This is a genomic window from Streptomyces sp. NPDC029466, from assembly GCF_055574515.1.
In genome coordinates, this window is sequence record NZ_JBVHZH010000045.1 from 63,315 (window position 1) to 81,743 (window position 18,429).

7 protein-coding genes are annotated in these 18,429 nt (G+C 70.9%); 4 read left to right on the forward strand and 3 right to left on the reverse strand.

Annotation, left to right across the window (positions count from 1 at the left end; translation table 11 throughout):
• Window positions 1-32 precede the first annotated feature (32 nt).
• Window positions 33-857: a hypothetical protein gene (locus ACZ4XD_RS29490; RefSeq protein ID WP_468046988.1), complete on the reverse strand. Its 825-nt coding sequence runs from the start codon at window positions 855-857 to the stop codon at window positions 33-35.
• Window positions 858-1,375: 518 nt separating this feature from the next.
• Here ACZ4XD_RS29490 and ACZ4XD_RS29495 point away from each other — a divergent pair.
• On the forward strand, window positions 1,376-3,274 hold the full coding sequence (locus ACZ4XD_RS29495) for a sensor histidine kinase (RefSeq protein WP_468046990.1): 1,899 nt from the start codon (window positions 1,376-1,378) through the stop codon (window positions 3,272-3,274).
• The gene (locus ACZ4XD_RS29500; RefSeq protein ID WP_406473771.1) at window positions 3,256-3,912 is read left to right on the forward strand and encodes a response regulator transcription factor; all 657 of its coding nucleotides are present in this window, start codon (window positions 3,256-3,258) and stop codon (window positions 3,910-3,912) included. Before ACZ4XD_RS29495 ends, ACZ4XD_RS29500 begins: the two co-directional genes overlap by 19 nt.
• A 55-nt stretch (window positions 3,913-3,967) precedes the next feature.
• On the opposite strand, the gene ACZ4XD_RS29505 is transcribed toward ACZ4XD_RS29500, so the two are convergent.
• The gene (locus ACZ4XD_RS29505) at window positions 3,968-4,879 is read right to left on the reverse strand and encodes an ACP S-malonyltransferase (protein ID WP_468046992.1); all 912 of its coding nucleotides are present in this window, start codon (window positions 4,877-4,879) and stop codon (window positions 3,968-3,970) included.
• 101 nt (window positions 4,880-4,980) lie between these two features.
• A complete protein-coding gene (locus ACZ4XD_RS29510) occupies window positions 4,981-5,310 on the reverse strand; it encodes a hypothetical protein (RefSeq protein WP_468046994.1) in 330 nt (109 codons plus the stop codon).
• 843 nt (window positions 5,311-6,153) lie between these two features.
• Here ACZ4XD_RS29510 and ACZ4XD_RS29515 point away from each other — a divergent pair.
• Both ACZ4XD_RS29515 and ACZ4XD_RS29520 read left to right on the forward strand, forming a co-directional pair.
• Window positions 6,154-16,962 (forward strand): SDR family NAD(P)-dependent oxidoreductase, encoded by a 10,809-nt coding sequence (locus tag ACZ4XD_RS29515; RefSeq protein WP_468046996.1) that lies wholly within the window; start codon window positions 6,154-6,156, stop codon window positions 16,960-16,962.
• A gap of 49 nt (window positions 16,963-17,011) precedes the next feature.
• A partial coding sequence (locus tag ACZ4XD_RS29520) for a type I polyketide synthase (protein ID WP_468046997.1) occupies window positions 17,012-18,429 on the forward strand: 1,418 nt, incomplete at its 3' end.

Below are 18,429 nucleotides of genomic sequence, written 5' to 3' on the forward strand. Positions count from 1 at the left end.
GCGTGCCGGTACGGGCGCGGCGGACGGCTTCCTCAGACACCGGCGCGCAGACACACCGTGTCCAGTGGAACGTCCAGCGGTTTGAGGGTTCCGCAGGGCGGGGCGTCGGCGCCCCAGTCGGCCGGGTCGGGCATCGCCAGCGTGCCGTCCTCCTGGGGGCGGGCGAAGGTCACCCCGTGAGCGCCGACGGCATCCGCCAGCTCGACCAGCCACCGGGTCGCGGCGTTCCCCGGCGGGGGCGGGATGACGCGGGTGTAGAGCTGGGTGGGCAGCCCGACCGCGACCATGGCACGGGTACCGGAGACCAGGGATCTGAGACGGCGCTCGCGCTCGTCGGGCCCTAATCGATGCCGTCGGGTGACCGCGGTGTCCACGCAGATGCGCAGCGCGTCGACGCAGTCGGCGAGCGCTTCCGCGTGGCGCTCGGCCGGGCAGCGTTCGGTGGTGAGGCTGACCGTGCAGCCGTCATCGGTGAGATGGCCGGCGATATCGGTGAGATCGGGGGTGGGCAGCGGATCGACCTCGTGCAGGTCCACGGTGAGCAGCCCGGCGCAGGCCAGCGCGCGGGCCGCACGGCGGTGCACGGAATCCGCCGGCACCCACGTGGGGGACGGATCGCGCTGCACCACCGGGGACCAGCGCACCCCGAGGGCCGACGAGCCGCCCAGCGCCGCCAGATCGGCCACGGGGTGCGAGGCGACCTCACTCGCCCGCAGCATCGTGCGGCCCACCGTGATCAGCCGGTTCCGGTGGTGGGTCGTACCGGTCAGGGGGTCATGCACGACGAGGTGACCGGCGCAGACGCCGACACCGTAGACCCGGGCCGGTGCGACGGATGCACCGCGCGACGACCGCATCGAATACCTCCTGGCGATGAGGGAGGGGAATCGGTATGGACCTTTGCGCATCGTGAATCGTCGTATGCAGAAAATATGCCGTGGCGGTCCATTCCGTGAATCAAGCTACGGCCACACGACGGGTGGAGCTACCTCTACCCCGGTTACCCGATATCTCATTCCTTACCGCGGAGAGATGATCCCAACTCCGGGGACAAAGTGCCGGCGGCGGCTTCACTTGGCCATCCTGGAAGGGCCAAGGCGCCTTTTCCAGCCAGCTGTTGGGAGGTGGGGCGGAGAGCGGCGGTGATCCGGACGGCCGTACGGAAGGGACCGATCCGCTACGGCACGCGGCGCGGATATGCCCCGGATCGCGGTGAGCGCACGGGCCCCGGGAATTGAGGATCGATTCCCGGCCAATGCCTCCCTATTGAGGCGAGGGGTGTCGGCCAAAAGAAACCGGGAACCGCTGCCTCCGGTCGGTATTGTGGCAGGCGGCGAACGCTCCCGCCGGGGGCATCGGAAACACGGGGAGAACGATGTTCGGACGGCACCTCTGGGCGCCCCTGCGCGGCCTTGTGCTCTTCGGGCTGGGACTCACCGCCGGGCCGATGCTGGCCGCCGTCGGCCTCGGCGCGCTCTTCGGCATCCAGTCGCTCGCCCAGTGGTACCGCGATCCGCTCAACGTCTACCGCGCCCTCGCCGGCCGGTGGTGCGGCGTGGACATCCCGGTGCCGTACCAGCCCCCGCCGCCACCACCCGAACCCGAACCCGACGGCTGGTACCGCTACAAGAACCGGCTCTACCTGACCCCGAAGAAGCTCTCCTACGAACGGCGCTGGGACTGGCTGGTCAAGGACCCGGCCACCTCCCGGGACATCCTGTGGATGCTGATCAACCCCATCGCCGGAAGCCTCACGGCGCTGCTGCCGCTCACCTTGGTCGTGGTGGGCGCCACCTCCCCGTGGTACTGGCCCGGACACCCCGGGATCACCGTCCCGCTCGCCGTGGCGACGGCACTGGCCGGCTTCGGGTTCGGACCGGCCCTGCTCCATCTGCACGGCCGCTGGACCTGCCAACTCCTCGCGTCCGCCGCCGACTCCGGAATACGCCGTGCGCTGATCCGGATCGGCCGTGGGGGGCTCGCCACCTGGCGGCTGGCCCTGACCGCCGGGCTCGCGGTCGCCGAACTGGCCGCCGCCCTCATGCATCTGCTGGCGATGGTGCCGATCCTGCTGTGGGCCTGGCCGACCGTGCTGGTCGCCGGCCGGCAGCTCACCTCCTGGCGCCGGCAGCAGATCCAGGAGTGGACCGGCATCCGGATCGACCGGCCCTATCTGCCCGAACCGGTGCTGCCACCACCCCGGCCCGACGGCACGTACCAGATCGGCCGCACGCTGTACCGCACCCCGGAGATGGCGCTGCGGTCCCTGCGGTACCGGCAGAACGCCCGGGACCTGGCCACCTGGCGGGACCTGCTGTGGCTGCTGCTCGACCCGGTGGTGGGGGTGCTGCTCGCCGCGGTCCCCGTGCTGGTCACCGGATACTGCTTCTTCGGCCTGATCTGGTCCTGGGCCTGGGCCTCGCTGCTTCAGCTCTTCGTCGACTTCCACACCTTCGAGAGCTGGCCCCTGCTGACCCGCGGCGTCCCGGTCCTCGGCGACTACCCGATCGCCACCGCCCCCCTGATCGGTGTGATCGGCACCCTGACCGGCAGCCTGCTCGCCATCCCGCTGCTGCGGCTGCACGGACTGTGGAGCTGGCTCCTGCTCGGGCCGACCAAGTCGGCGCTGCTCGGCCGCCGGGTGGACCAACTCACCGAGACCCGGATGGAGGCCCGGGAGACCCTCTCCTCGGAGCTGCGCCGGATCGAACGCGATCTGCACGACGGGGCGCAGGCGCAGTGGGTGGCCATGGGGATGAAACTGGGCGCCATCGAGGCACTCATCGAACGGGACCCGGCGGCCGCCAAGACGATGGTCGGGACCGCCAGGGAAGCCTCCGCGAAGGCGCTCATCGAGTTACGCCATCTGATCCGCGGCATCAACCCGCCGGTGCTCGCCGAGCGAGGTATCGCCGACGCCATCCGCGGACTGGCCCTGGACTCACCGCTCTCCGTCGGTCTGCGGATCGATCTGCCCGGCCGCCCCGAGCGCCCGGTCGAATCCGCCGCCTATTTCGCGGTGTCCGAACTCCTCACCAATGTTTCCAAACACGCCGACGCGGGCCGTGTGCACATCGAGGTGCGCTACACGGCGAACCAGCTGCGGATCGCGCTCACCGACAACGGGGTCGGGGGCGCCGATCCGGCGAAGGGCAGCGGGCTGCGCGGCGTCCAGCGGCGGCTCGCTACCTTCGACGGAAGTCTCGCCGTGCACAGTCCACTTGGCGGCCCCACCACAGTCACTCTGGAGATTCCGTGCGTGTTGTCCTCGTAGAGGACCTCTACCTGCTTCGCGAAGGTCTGACCCATCTGCTCACCGCGCACGGCTTCGAGGTGGTCGCCGCGGTCGAGACCGGCCCGGAGCTGCTCACGGCCGTGCAGGAGCACCGGCCCGATGTCGCGATCGTGGACGTCCGGCTACCGCCCACGTTCACCGACGAGGGGCTCCAGGCGGCGCACGAGGCCCGCCGGCGGATCCCCGGTCTGCCTGTCCTGGTGCTGTCCCAGCACGTCGAGCAGCTCTATGCGCGCGAACTGCTGGCAGACGGGTCCGGTGCCATCGGATATCTGCTGAAGGACCGGGTGTTCAACGCCACGCAGTTCGTCGACGCGCTGCGGCGGGTCGCCGAGGGGGGTACCGCGATGGACCCGGAGGTCATCTCCAAACTGGTGGAGAGCAACGCCCATCAGGAGCCGCTGGGCACCCTGACCGCCCGGGAACGGGAGGTCCTGGAGCTGATGGCCGAGGGCTGTTCCAACGCGGCGGTCTCGCACCGCCTCTACATCAGCGAAGGCGCGGTGAGCAAACACATCGCCAGCGTCTTCGGCAAGCTGAATCTGACCAACTCCAATGACACCAACCGCCGGGTGCTCGCGGTCCTCGCCTACCTGAACAGCGCGAACCTGGACTAGGGGGCCGGCCCGGTGGGCCCGGTGCGGGGGACCGCACCGCCTCATCGGGCCGGCTTCAGGCGGCCCTGCTGCGGAGCTTCGGGGGCCCCGGGCGCAGGGCGTTCTTCGGGTTGACCGTGAGGACGTCGAAGGCGCGGACGGTGCAGTTCAGCCGGTGGAACATGTCATCGGCGCCGGTGACATGCAGGGTGTCCACGCCGAGGCCGGCCATCGAGGTCACCATGGCCGGCCAGCAGATCGCCCGGTCGAAGGTGTCCAGCAGCATGGTGCGCATCGCCTCGGCGGTCTCCACCACCGTGCCGTCGGCGTCCGAGATGACGGGGAGCCGGGGTGCCTTGATCCGGTACTGGGTGAAGACCTCGGCCTCCGCCTTGCGGCGCAGTGCGCCGAACGCCCGGGCATGCACCGGCGGGCGCATGGTGTACATCGAGTATCCGCCGAGGTCCCGCACCGCCCGGATGAAATCCTCCAGCCGTGATTCCGGCAGGGAGACCATGTAGAACCCGCGGTCCAGCTCGCCGGAAATCTCGAACCAGTCGCCCCGCGCCCGCATTTCGTCCAGCAGGGCGTGGAACTCCTCGTCCGGGACGCGGTACACGGCGTGCGTCACCACGTCCGCGTGCTCGGTGGTGAAGTACTCCTTCTCGCAGCGCGCCAGCTCCGCCGTCATCCGTACGACATCGGGGAAATCGAGCGAACCGGCGTACGCGGCCGCCGCCTTCTGGCCGAAGCTGGCCCCGGCGCAGACGTCGGGCCGCATACCGAACCGGTCCTCGGCCCGGTCCGCGGCGGCGAGCGAAGCGATCAGAAAGGCCAACTGGGCGTACTCGGAGTAGTCGGCGCCGGCGTCGTGGAACCGTTCCAGTACGGAGTAGCCGAGCACCTCGTCGGCGACCGCGAGCCGGACGCGGGCATACCGGTCGAGCACCAGGAACCGGCCGGCGCTCGCGAAATCGAACCGGCCCATGCCCGGGAAGAGTACGGCGGTCCGCGACGCCCTGCCGGAGTCTCGCTCGTCGGCGGGCGCGGTGGGGGAGCCCCCGGCTTGCGCTTCAGTCCGGCCCATGGTCAGGCACACACCTTTTTCAGTGTTTTGATGTTGGTGACGGTTGCCTTGACCCATACCGCCACCCGGCCGAAATCGCGGGCGGCCTCCGTGCGTGCCATGCCGTATTGATGGGCCACCTGGCGCATGGCGTTCGCGACATCACGGTCACGGACGTCCTTCGCCAGCTCGCGTAATTCCTTGCCCCTTTTCTCGTAGTCCTCGGCCTTTTTCGGGTCCGGCACCAGATCGACGATCCGGAGTGCCTTCACACAGGCCGAGGCTTTGTCCTTGATGTCGGACGCCTTATTGGAATGCCCCTTGTCCGTGCATCCCGCGGTCAGCAGTACCACTGCTAACGCGATGACACGGACACCGGTTGCCCCCCTGGACATATGAATCCTCCCCAAGTCTCGTGCTGTGGTCGTCAACACCGTTCCGGATGACGGTCCCAGCGGCTTCAGCGTATCCGGTCCGCTCCTCGCCTGTCACCGATGTGAGGAGCAATCGGACGCCGATGCATGGCGCAAAATTAGGGGGTTCGGGGGTACCGGATAGGGGTAGCCGGGGCGCGGATCCCGGCTCTAACCTGACAGTCGCAAGAGAAGTGGGATTTCGCGCGCTCCGCTCGCTGCCCGCCCCTGGTGCCCAGGGGCGCCCATGTCTCCATTGGTGTCGTGAGCAGGGGAAATGGCCGCGACGTCACTGCTGAGCGGTACGGCCGTGGGGTGGTCGGCGGCCCCGGAGCGCGCGGTAGCAGCGGCCGGTATTTCGCCACCCGATCTTCCTTGCGGCCCGTATCCACGCGCGGAACTTCTCCGCTTCACACCCGTACACCGGGTAATTCACCGCGACCCCGACCGGGACCGCCGTATCAACCCCTGATCAGCCCTCATCGCCCCACCCTTATCTCAGGGTTGCGCGATATCCCTTAGGGGAGGGCTAGGGGTTGGAGTACCCACCGGCGATTCCGTAGCGTGGCCCGCAGTGAGTCGAAGGGGGATCTGTCGAGCTTGGAATTCTTGGGAAGCCGACTGCTCGGCCTCAATGCGCGCCCTGATCAGGGTGAATGATGCGGCGCCCGGCGCGGCAGGGTCTGCCGCCGCCGTATGCGCCGTACCGGTGTCGTGGCGTTCGGTGTCTTTCGGTGTCATCGACGTAAAGGTCCTCCGACCGATTCAGTGGAGTGGAATACGGTGGCGAACAACGAGGGAAAGCTGCTCGAGTACCTCAAGCGGACAACTGCCGAGCTTCGGGATACCCGGGCCCGGCTGACCGAAACCGAGCGGAAAGAGTCCGAGCCGATCGCCATCGTAGGAATGGCGTGCCGCTATCCCGGTGGGGTGTCCTCGCCGGAGGAACTCTGGGACGTGGTGTCCGCCGGGACCGACGGTGTCTCGGAGTTCCCCGTCGACCGCGGCTGGGACGTGGACTCGCTGTACCACCCCGACCCCGAGCACATCGGCACCTCGTACACCCGGGAGGGCGGATTCCTCCACGGGGCGGCGGAGTTCGATCCGGGGTTCTTCGGCATCTCCCCGCACGAGGCGGTGGCGATGGACCCACAGCAGCGGCTGCTGCTGGAGGTCTCCTGGGAAGCCATCGAACGCGCCGGAATCGACCCGACCTCGCTGCGGGGCAGCAAGACCGGCGTGTTCACCGGCGTGATGTACCACGACTACGGCTCCGGTGTCTCCGGCGTCACCGAGGACATCGCGGCGTTCCAGGGCAACGGTGCCGACTCCAGCGTCGTCTCGGGCCGCGTGGCCTACCTCTTCGGCCTGGAGGGCCAAGCGGTGACGGTGGACACCGCCTGCTCCTCCTCCCTGGTGGCGCTGCACTGGGCGATTCAGGCCCTGCGGGCCGGCGAATGCAGCATGGCGCTGGCCGGCGGGGTGACCGTGATGTTCACCCCGGAGACCTTCATCGACTTCTCGCGGCAGCGCGGTCTCGCCGCGGACGGCCGCTGCAAGTCGTTCGCGGCGGCCGCGGACGGCACCGGCTGGGGCGAGGGCGCCGGTGTGCTGCTGGTGGAGCGACTGTCCGACGCCCGGCGCAACGGCCATCCGGTCCTTGCCGTGGTGCGGGGCTCCGCGGTCAACCAGGACGGTGCGAGCAGTGGGCTGACCGCGCCGAACGGCCCCGCGCAGCAGCGGGTGATCCGGCAGGCGCTGGCCAACGCCCGGCTGTCCACGGGCGAGGTGGACGCGGTGGAGGCCCACGGCACCGGCACACGGCTGGGTGACCCGATCGAGGCGCAGGCACTGCTGGCCACGTACGGGCAGGACCGGCCGGAGGAGCAGCCGCTCTACCTGGGCTCGATCAAGTCCAACCTCGGGCACACCCAGGCCGCCGCGGGCGTGGCCGGGGTGATGAAGATGGTGCTCGCCATGCGGCACGGGGTGCTGCCGAAGACCCTGCACGTGGACGAGCCCTCGCCGCATGTGGACTGGTCGGCCGGCTCGGTGGAGCTGCTCACCCAGGAACGCGAGTGGCCGGACTCCGGACACCCCCGCCGGGCCGGGGTGTCCTCCTTCGGGATCAGCGGCACCAACGCGCATGTCGTACTGGAGCAGGCACCGGAGCAGGCACCGGAGCCGGAGCCGGACGACGCGCAGCCGGCGGACCCGGAGGACGTACCGGCGACCGCGGCGTCCGGCACCGGGCTCGTCCCCTGGGTGCTGTCCGCCCGCTCCCGGGAGGCTCTCGCCGCCCAGGCCGGACGCCTGGCGTCCCATGTGGCGTCCCGTCCCGAACTGGACCCGGTCGACCTCGGCTTCTCGCTGGTGACCACGCGCGCCGGACTGGACTATCGCGCGGCGGTGACCGGCACCGACCGCGAAGAACTGCTCGCCGGAATCCGGGCGCTGGCCGAGGACACCGAGCAGCCGCGGGCCGTGAGCGAGGGACGGCTCGCCACGCTGTTCACCGGCCAGGGCGCACAGCGGTTGGGCATGGGCCGCGAACTCCACGCGGCGTACCCGGTGTTCGCGCGGGCCTGGGACGAGGTGTGCGCGGAGTTCGACGGTCTGCTGCCGCGCCCGCTGACCGAGGTCGTCTGGGCCGCGCCCGGCGGCGGCGAGGAGGAACTCCTCCACCAGACGCAGTATGCGCAGGCGGCGCTGTTCGCGCTGGAGGTCGCCCTCTTCCGGCTCGTCGAGTCCTACGGCGTGGTCCCGGACGTGCTGCTGGGCCACTCCATCGGTGAGGTCACCGCGGCCCATCTCGCGGGTGTCTGGTCGCTGGCCGACGCGGCGAAGCTGGTCGCGGCCCGTGGGCGGCTGATGCAGGCCCTGCCGAGCGGCGGCGTGATGGTGTCCGTGGCGGCCGCCGAGGACGAGGTGCGCGCGCTCCTGGAGGGCCGCGAGCGGATCGGTATCGCAGCGGTGAACGGCCCGGCATCGGTGGTGCTCTCCGGCGCCGCGGAGCCCGTGGAGCAGGTGGTCGCGGTACTGGAGTCGCACGGCCGGAAGGTGAAGGGGCTGCGGGTGAGCCATGCCTTCCACTCGCCGCTCATGGAGCCGATGCTGGCGGAGTTCCGCGCCGTCGTCGAGCAGCTCACCTACGCCGAGCCCCGGTTGCCGGTGGTCTCGAACGTGACCGGCCGCCTCGCCGACCCCGCCGAACTCCGTGACCCGGAGTACTGGGTGAGGCACGTCCGGGAAGCCGTCCGCTTCCACGACGGCATCCAGGCCGCCCACGCCGACGGCGTCACCACCTTCCTCGAACTCGGCCCCGGCGGCGTGCTCTCCGCCATGGGACGCGACTGCCTGCCCGAGGACGACACCGTCACCTTCCAGCCGAGCCTGCGCACACCGCTCGCCGACCCCGAGGCACTGCTGAAGGCGCTGACCGGCCTGTGGACCCGGGGTGTCCGCGTGGACCTGGCCGCCCTGCTGCCCGGTGGACGGCGGGTGGACCTGCCGACCTATGCCTTCCAGCGCGGCCGCTACTGGCTGGAGGGCACCGCCGGAGGCGCGGATGTGACCTCCGCAGGGCTCGGGGCGGGAAACCACCCGCTGCTCGGCGCGGTGCTGCCGCTGCCCGGCTCCGACGGCTTCCTCCTCACCGGCCGGCTGTCCCTCGCCACCCATCCCTGGCTGGCTGACCATGTCGTCCTGGGCACCGTCGTGCTGCCCGGCTCCGCCCTCGTCGAGCTGGCCGTCCAGGCCGGTGATCAGGCCGGCTGCACGCTGATCGACGCACTGACGCTGCTCGACCCGCTGGTTCTGCCCGCCCGCGGCGGGGTGCGGATCCAGCTCACCGTGGACGCGCCGGACGAGCACGGCCGACGGGAACTCTCGGTGTTCTCGAAGCCCGAGGACGCCGAGGACACCCGGCCCTGGACCCGGCACGCCACCGGTGTCCTCGCCGCCGGGGGCACCTCGCCCGCGCCCGTCTTCCCGGAGACCGCCTGGCCCCCGGCCGCCGCCGAACCCCTCATGGTGGAGGGCCTCTACGACGAGCTGGCGGCGGCCGGATTCGGCTACGGGCCGGTCTTCCAGGGCGTCCGCGCGGCCTGGCGGCGCGGCGAGGACCTGTACGCCGAGGTCGCCCTCCCCGACGAACCGGCCGCCCAGGCGGACACCTACGGACTGCACCCCGCCCTGCTGGAAGCCGTGCTCCAGACCCTGAACCGGGCCGAGTCCGCCACCGACGGCCCCCGGCTGCCCGCCTCGTGGACCGGCTTCCGGCTGCACGCCGTCGGCGCCACCACCCTGCGGGTCAAGATCTCCCCGGCCGGTGCGGACGGCTTCTCCGTAGTGGCCGCCGACGCCGACAACGCCGTCGTCGCCTCCGTGGACCGGATCACCCGCCGCGCCGTGACCACCGACGAACTCGCCACCGACGCGAGCCCCTCGGACTCGCTGTACCGGCTGGACTGGACCCCCGTCCCGGTCGCCGAACGGACCGGCGGCTCCTGGGCGGTGCTCGGCGACGATCCCGCGCTCGCCGCCACCCTGGGCGCCTCCGTCCTCGACCCGGACGACACCGACGCCCCGGTGCCGGACACCGTGGTGCTGCCGGTCATCGGGGCCACGTCCGGCGCGGTGCCCGATGCCGTACGGGAAACCACCCATCAGCTACTGGCCCGCCTCCAGTGGTGGCTGGCCGAGGAGCGGTTCGCCCACACCCGGCTCGTGGTGCTCACCCGCGGCGCGGTCTCGGTGGCGGAGGAACCCGTCGATCTGGTGACGGCACCGGCCTGGGGCCTGGTGCACTCCACGCAGTCGGAGCACCCCGACCGGCTCGTCCTCGTCGACCTCGACGACGACACCCGGTCCCTGGACGTGCTGCCCGTGGTGACCGACGCTGGGGAACCGGAGCTGGCGATCCGCGGCGGTGTCGTCTCGGCACCCCGCCTCGCCCAACTGCCCGCTCCCGAGCGGGAACCGGAGCCGGTGTGGACCGCCGACGGCACGGTGCTGGTCACCGGCGGCACCGGCAGCCTGGGCGCGATCACCGCCCGCCATCTCGTGGCCGACCTCGGCGTCCGGCATCTGCTGCTGACTAGCCGGCGCGGTATGGCCGCCGAAGGCGCCGCGGAACTGCGCGACGAGCTGACCGCACTCGGCGCGCGGGTGACCATCGCCGCCTGTGACACCGCGGACCGGGAGGCGCTGGCCGCGCTGCTGGCCACCGTCCCGGCCGACGCCCCGCTGAGAGGGGTCGTGCACACCGCGGGTGTCCTGGACGACGGCGTCCTCGCCTCGCTGAACCCGGAGCGCATGGACAAGGTGCTGCGGCCCAAGGTGGACGCGGCCTGGAACCTCCATGAGCTGACCCGTGACCTCGACCTGTCCGCGTTCATCCTGTTCTCCGCCGCGTGCAGCGTCTTCGACGCACCCGGACAGGCGAACTACGTGGCGGCCAACGCCTTCCTCGACGCCCTGGCCGAACACCGCCACGGCCTCGGCCTGCCGTGTGTCTCGCTGGCCTGGGGCCTGTGGGCGCAGGACGGCGGCGGGATGGCCGGCGGCCTCGGCGAGAACGACCTGCGGCGGATGGCCCGCAAGGGAATCGTGGCGCAGACCCCCGACGAGGGCATGCGGATGTTCGACGGCGCCGTCCGCTCCGGCGCACCGCTGGTCGTGCCGGTCCGCCTGGACATCAACGTCCTCGCTGTCACCGGTGACTTCCCGCCGATGCTGCACGGCCTGGTCCCGTTCCGCCGGCGCACCGCCGCGGCGACCGGGGCCGGTACCGGCGACTCCCTGCGGGAGAAGCTGGCCGGGCTGCCCCAGACCGACCAGGACCGGGCCCTGATGGACCTGGTCACCGCCCAGATCGCCCTGGTCCTCGGATACGCCGGCGGCGGCGCGGTGGAGACCTCCCGCGCCTTCCGCGACCTCGGCTTCGACTCCCTGACCGCGGTCGAACTGCGCAACCGCCTGGACACCGCGACCGGTCTGAGCCTCTCCGCGACCCTGGTCTTCGACTACCCCACCCCCGTCGCCCTGGTCCGGCATCTGCGGGAACAGCTGCTGGGCGCCTCGGCCGCGCCCGTCGCTGTGCGGTCCACCACCGCGGCGACCGACGACGACCCCATCGTCATCGTCGGGATGGCCTGCCGGTTCCCCGGGCAGGTGACCTCCCCCGAGGACCTGTGGCAGCTGCTGGTCTCCGGCGGCGACGCCATCAGCGACTTCCCGGAGAACCGCGGCTGGGACATCGAGGGCATCTACGATCCGGACCCCGGCCGCAGCGGAAAGACCTACACCCGCGAAGGCGGATTCCTCTACGACGTCGCCGATTTCGACGCGAGCTTCTTCGAGATCAATCCCCGCGAGGCGCTGGCCACCGACCCCCAGCAGCGGATCCTGCTGGAGACCGTCTGGGAGGCCTTCGAGAACGCGGGCATCGACCCGACCACCCTGCGCGGCAGCAAAACCGGCGTGTTCGCCGGAGTCAGCTACCACGACTACGCCCCGCCGAGCGGCCAGATCCCCGAGGACCTCGAAGGGTATGTCGGGACCGGCAGCGCGGGCAGCGTCCTCTCCGGCCGGGTCTCCTACACCTTCGGATTCGAAGGCCCCGCCGTGACCGTCGACACCGCCTGCTCCTCCTCACTGGTCGCCCTGCACTGGGCCATCCAGGCGCTGCGCACCGGGGAATGCACCCTGGCGCTGGCCGGCGGCGTATCGGTGATGTCCACTCCGGACACCTTCGTCGACTTCTCCCGGCAGCGCGGCCTGTCGGCGGACGGCCGCTGCAAGGCCTTCGCCGCGGCGGCGGACGGCACCGGCTGGGGCGAGGGCGTCGGCATGGTCCTCGTCGAGCGGCTTTCGGACGCCCGGCGCAACGGCCATACCGTCCTCGCGGTGGTCCGGGGCACGGCGGTGAACCAGGACGGCGCCTCCAACGGCCTCACCGCACCGAACGGCCCCTCGCAGCAGCGCGTCATCGAACAGGCCCTGGCCAACGCAGGAGTGACGGCCGATCAGATCGACGCGGTGGAGGCCCACGGCACCGGCACCACCCTCGGCGACCCCATCGAGGCCCAGGCCCTGATAGCCACGTACGGCCGGGAACGGATGGCCGACCGCCCCCTGTGGCTGGGCTCGGTCAAGTCCAACATCGGGCACACCCAGGCCGCCGCCGGTATGGCCGGGGTGATGAAGATGGTGCTGGCCATGCGGCACGGCCTGTTGCCGAAGACCCTGCATGTCGATGAGCCCACCCCGCACGTCGACTGGTCCGCCGGCACCGTCGAGCTGCTGACCGAACTCCGGCAGTGGCCGGAAACCGGTGAACCCTGGCGGGCCGGTGTGTCCTCCTTCGGCATCAGCGGCACGAACGCGCATGTGGTGCTGGAGCAGGCTCCGGTGGCCGATCCGGAGGCCGTGGAACCGGGAGCGACCGCGCCTGCCGAGGGCACGTCTGCCGGCCTGGTGCCGTGGGTGCTGTCGGCGCGTTCGGAGCAGGCGTTGGTCGCGCAGGCAGACCGGCTGGCGTCCTTTGTGGCGGAGCGCCCGGAGCTGTCAGTGGCCGATGTCGGGTTCTCGCTGGTGGCTTCGCGGGCGGAGCTGGAGCACCGGGCCGTGGTGGTCGGCGCCGATCAGGATCAGTTGCTGAGCGGCTTGCGTGGGCTGGCCGGTGGGTTTGCCGGTGGCCTGGATGGTGCCGGTGTGGTCCAGGGCAGTGTGGCGGCTACGGCAGCTTCTGGTGCGGTGCTGGTGTTCCCTGGCCAGGGTTCGCAGTGGCTGGGCATGGCGGATGAACTGCTCGCCAATTCACCGGTATTCGCGCAGCGGATGGCTGAGTGTGGCGAGGCGCTGTCGGAGTTCGTGTCCTGGAAGTTGGACGAGGTGCTGTCCGACGGGGACATGCTGGCGCGGGTTGATGTGGTGCAGCCGGTGCTGTGGGCGGTGATGGTGTCGTTGGCCGCGGTCTGGGAGGACTGCGGTGTGGTGCCGTCGGCTGTGGTGGGGCATTCGCAGGGTGAGATCGCCGCGGCCTGCGTCGCCGGGATTTTGTCCCTGCGTGATGGTGCGCGGGTGGTGGCGTTGCGCAGTCAGGCCATCGGCCGGGTGTTGGCCGGGCGCGGCGGCATGGTCTCCGTCGCCGGCTCCCGCGAGGCAGTGCAGGAGCGCATCGCCAAGTGGGGTGAGCAGCTCTCGGTGGCCGCTCTCAACGGGCCGTCCGCCACGGTCGTTTCGGGCGACCCCGATGCCTTGCAGGAGTTGCTGGCGGAGTGCGCTGAGCAGGAGGTGCGGGCGCGGAAGATTCCGGTGGATTACGCCTCGCATGGCGCGCAGGTCGAGTTGCTGCGCGAGGAGCTGGCGACCGTGCTGGCCGAGGTGCGCCCTGGTCAGGGCCGTATCCCGTTCTACTCGGCGGTGCATGCGTCGGTGGTTGCGGGCGAGGGGCTGGATGCCGGGTACTGGTTCGAGAACCTGCGCAACACCGTGCGGTTCGAGGAGGCCGTCCAGGCGCTGATCGCCGACGGGCACGGCGTCTTCGTGGAGTGCAGTGCGCACCCCGTACTGACGCCCGGAATCGAGGACACGGCACAGGAAGCGGGCAGCCCCGTCGTCGTCACCGGCACTCTGCGCCGCGACGAAGGCGGCTGGTCCCGGTTCGCGCAATCGCTGGGCCGACTCTGGGCGCATGGCGTCCCGGTGGACTGGAGCACCCTGCTCCCGGCCGGCCGGCGGATCGACCTGCCCACCTACGCCTTCCAACGGCAGCGCTACTGGCTGGAGACCTCGTCCGGCGCCGGGGATGTGTCCTCGGTGGGGCTGGGCGCGGCGGACCATCCGCTGCTCGGTGCCGCGGTGGCGTTGCCGGACTCGGACGGTTTCTTGTTCACGGGGCGGCTGTCGCTGTCCACGCACCGTTGGCTGGCCGATCACAGCGTGCTGGACACGGTGCTGGTGCCGGGCACCGGGCTGGTCGAACTGGCCATCCGTGCCGGGGACCAGGTGGGTTGCGATCTGCTGGAGGAACTCACGCTGGAGAGTCCGCTGATCATCGCGCCGACCGGTGGGGTGCAGCTGCGGGTCACCGTCGGTGAGCCCGACGAGAACGGGCGCCGGAACCTCGCGGTGTTCTCCCGTGACGAGGACGCAGCGGCCGACCAGCCGTGGACCCGGCATGCCACCGGCGTTCTGGCCGTCGGCACCGGCGCGCCGGCCGCGCGCGGCGATGAGTCCTGGCCGCCGGCCGGTGCGGAAGCCCTTTCGGCGGACGGGTTCTACGGGGAGCTCGCCGAGGCGGGCTACGAGTACGGCCCGGTGTTCCAGGGGCTGCGAGCCGCGTGGCGGCGCGGGGAGGACATCTTCGCGGAGGTCGCCCTGCCCGAGGAAGCCGCCGGAGAGGCGGGCCGGTTTGGTCTGCATCCGGCACTCCTCGACGCCGTGCTGCACACGGTGGGCCTGGGCGAAACCCACGGCGACGAGGGGCCGGGGCTGCCGTTCGCGTGGACCGGGGTCCAGCTGCACGCGGTGGGCGCCACCGCGCTGCGCGCCAGGCTGAGCAAGGCCGGCGAGAGCGGTGTGCGGGTCGAGGTGAGCGATGCCAACGGGGTTCCCGTGGCGACCGTCGAGTCGCTGGTGATGCGTGAGGTCTCGGCCGACCAGCTGCGGGCGGCCGGCAGTGGGCGGGACGCGGTCTTCCGGCTGGACTGGACGGAGCTGCCCGGCCGCTCCGGCCGAGTCATCGAGACGTCCATGGCCGTGGTCGGGCCCGCGGCCGACGAGTTCGCCGGCTCCCTGCGTGCCGCCGGGATCGAGGCCGGCACCGCGGCGGACCTGGCGGTGCTCGGCAAGCAGGACACGGTGCCGGAGTACGTGCTGCTGCCGGTCCCGGCGCCCGGCGGGGGCGCGGTGCCGGATGCCGTGCGCTCGGCCGTGCACCAGGTGCTGGGGACGGCGCAGAGCTGGCTGGCCGAGAGCCGGTTCGCCGACGCGAAACTGGTGGTTCTCACCCAAGGCGCGGTCGCGGTGTCCGGTGAGAGCCCGGATCTCGCACTCGCCCCCGTCTGGGGTCTGGTGCGCTCCGCGCAGTCCGAGAACCCGGGCCGGATCGTGCTCGCCGACCTCGACGGCGAGATGTCGTCGCTGCGGGCCCTGCCCGGACTGCTGGCCGGGGCGGAACCGCAACTGGCGGTGCGTGGTGGGGTCGCCACCGCTCCCCGGCTGGCCCGGTTCGGGCCGGTGGATACCGACCGGGAACCCGTATGGGCCGGTCACGGCACGGTGCTGATCACCGGTGGCACCGGCATGCTGGCCGGTCTGGTCGCTCGGCACCTGGTCGCCGAGCACGGTGCGAAGCGACTGATTCTGGCCGGTCGTCGGGGCCCGGCAGCCGATGGGGCCCCGCGCCTCCAGGAGGAGCTGAGCGCGCTCGGTGCCCACGTGGAGGTGGTCGCCTGTGACGCGGCCGACCGCGACGCGCTGGGCGCACTGCTCGCCGGGATACCGGCGGACACACCGCTGACCGGTGTGGTGCACACCGCTGGGGTGCTGGACGACGGACTGATCGGCGCGCTGACCCCGGAGCGGATCGAGACCGTACTGCGCTCCAAGGTCGACGCGGCCTGGAATCTGCACCAGCTGACCCAGGACCTGGACCTGTCGGCGTTCGTGCTGTTCTCCTCGGCCTCCGGGGTGCTCGGCGCGCCCGGACAGGCCAACTACGCGGCGGCGAGCACCTTCCTCGACGCGCTGGCCGAGCACCGGCACGCCCACGGCCTCCCCGCGCTGTCACTGGCCTGGGGGCTCTGGGCGGAGCGCAGCGACCTCACCAGGAAGCTCACCGAGACCGATCTGCGGCGGATGAACCGGGAGGGGCTGCCGCCGATGTCCTCGGAGGAGGGCGTGGCGCTCTTCGACGTGGTGGGCGCCGCCGGCACTCCGGTGGTGATCCCGGTCGCGCTGGACGCCAGGAAGGTGGCGGCGGCCGGGGAGGTGCCCGCGGTCCTGCGCGGCCTCGTCCGTGCTCCCGCCCGCCGTACGGTGAGTGCCGGGGCCGCCTCGGCGAAGTCCCTGCGCGACCGGCTGGCGGAGGTGCCGTCCGCCGAACGTGCCGCTGTGGTACTGGAGTTGGTGCGCCACCACACGGCCATGGTGCTGGGGCACTCCGGTGCCGACATGGTCAACGCGGATCAGAGCTTCAGCGAGCTGGGCTTCGATTCACTGACCGCGGTGGAGCTGCGCAACGGCCTCCATGCGGAGACCGGGCTGCGGCTGCCGGCCACGTTGGTATTCGACTACCCGACCTCCGCGGCACTGGCGAACCACCTTCTCACCGGCCTCGTCGATGACGAACCCGATGCGGTCGCCACGGCGCTGGCGACCATCACCAAGCTGGAAAACGCTCTTCTGACGCTGGAAACGGAAAGCCGTGAACGAACGACCATCACGAAACGCCTTGAGCGGGCCTTGAGCAGGTATCGCGACGGCGGCTCGGCAACGGATCAACGCGATACCCACAGCGATATCCGGGATGCCTCCGCCGATGAACTACTGGACTTCTTCGACCAGGAGTTCGGAAAGTCCTGACCGCGATTCTGTCCAAAACTTTCTTTCCAGCCTGAGGGGGCCGGTGCAGGTGACGAACAACGAGAAGCTTGTCGAGTATCTGAAGCAGGCGGCGATCGACCTGCGAGAGAGCCGCCGTCGCGTCTGGGAGCTCGAATCCGAGCCGATCGCGATCGTCGGAATGGCCTGCCGGTACCCCGGCGGGGTGTCCTCACCGGAGGATCTGTGGGACCTGGTGTCCCAGGGTGAGCACGGCATCACTGAATTCCCCGCCGACCGCGGCTGGGACATCGACGCGCTGTACAACCCGGACCCCGCAAGCCGCGGTACTTCCTACGTCCGGCAGGGCGGATTCCTGCACGAGGCCGCGGAGTTCGACCCGGCATTCTTCGGCATCTCACCGCGCGAAGCGCTCGCCATGGACCCACAGCAGCGGCTGATGCTGGAGGTCTCCTGGGAAGCCATCGAAGGTGCCGGAATCGATCCCCTTTCGCTGAAGGGGAGCAAAACCGGTGTGTTCGCCGGCGTCATGTACCACGACTACGGCACCGGAGTATCCGGCATATCGGAGGAAGTGGCCGCCTTTCTGGGCAGCGGTTCCGACGGCAGCATTTTCTCCGGACGGGTGGCCTATCTGCTCGGCCTCGAAGGCCCGGCCGTCTCCGTCGACACCGCCTGTTCGTCCTCGCTGGTCTCCCTGCACCTCGCGATCCAGGCGCTGCGCTCCGGCGAATGCTCGATGGCGCTGGCCGGCGGCGTCACCGTGATGTCCACCCCGGTCACCTTCGTCGACTTCAGCCGCCAGCACAACCTGGCTCGCAGCGGTGAGGTGAAGGCGTTCGGCACCGGCGCCGACGGCACCGTGCTCTCCGAAGGCGCCGGAATCCTGCTGGTCGAGCGGCTGTCGGACGCCGAGCGCCACGGTCACCCGATCCTTGCGGTGGTGCGGGGTTCGGCGGTGAACCAGGACGGTGCGTCCAACGGTCTGACCGCGCCCAATGGTCCCTCGCAGCAGCGCGTCATCGACCAGGCACTCGCCAACGCAGGCGTGACCGCGGCTCAGGTCGACGCGGTGGAGGCACACGGCACGGGAACGACGCTGGGCGACCCGATCGAGGCCCAGGCTCTGCTGGCCACATACGGCCAGGACCGCCCGGAGGACCGGCCGCTGTGGCTGGGCACGGTCAAGTCGAACATCGGACACAGCCAGGCCGCGGCCGGCGCGGCCGGTGTCATCAAGATGGTCATGGCCCTGCGGCACGGTGTGCTGCCCAAGAGCCTGCACATCGACGCGCCCTCGTCACACGTGGACTGGTCCGCCGGCGCGGTGGAGCTGCTGACCGAGGCCAGGCAATGGCCCGAGAGCGACCAACCGCGTCGGGCAGGCGTCTCCTCGTTCGGCATCAGCGGGACGAATGCGCATGTGGTGTTGGAGCAGGCTCCTGAAGAGGAGCGGGTGGAGTCGGTTGCTCCGGTGGTGGCGGGGCC

Coding starts and splice junctions, on each gene's coding strand:
- ACZ4XD_RS29495 (WP_468046990.1), top strand. CDS start 1,376: ATGTTCGGACGGCACCTCTGGGCGCCCCTGCGCGGCCTTGTGCTCTTC.
- ACZ4XD_RS29505 (WP_468046992.1), bottom strand. CDS start 4,879: ATGGGCCGGTTCGATTTCGCGAGCGCCGGCCGGTTCCTGGTGCTCGAC.
- ACZ4XD_RS29490 (WP_468046988.1), bottom strand. CDS start 857: ATGCGGTCGTCGCGCGGTGCATCCGTCGCACCGGCCCGGGTCTACGGT.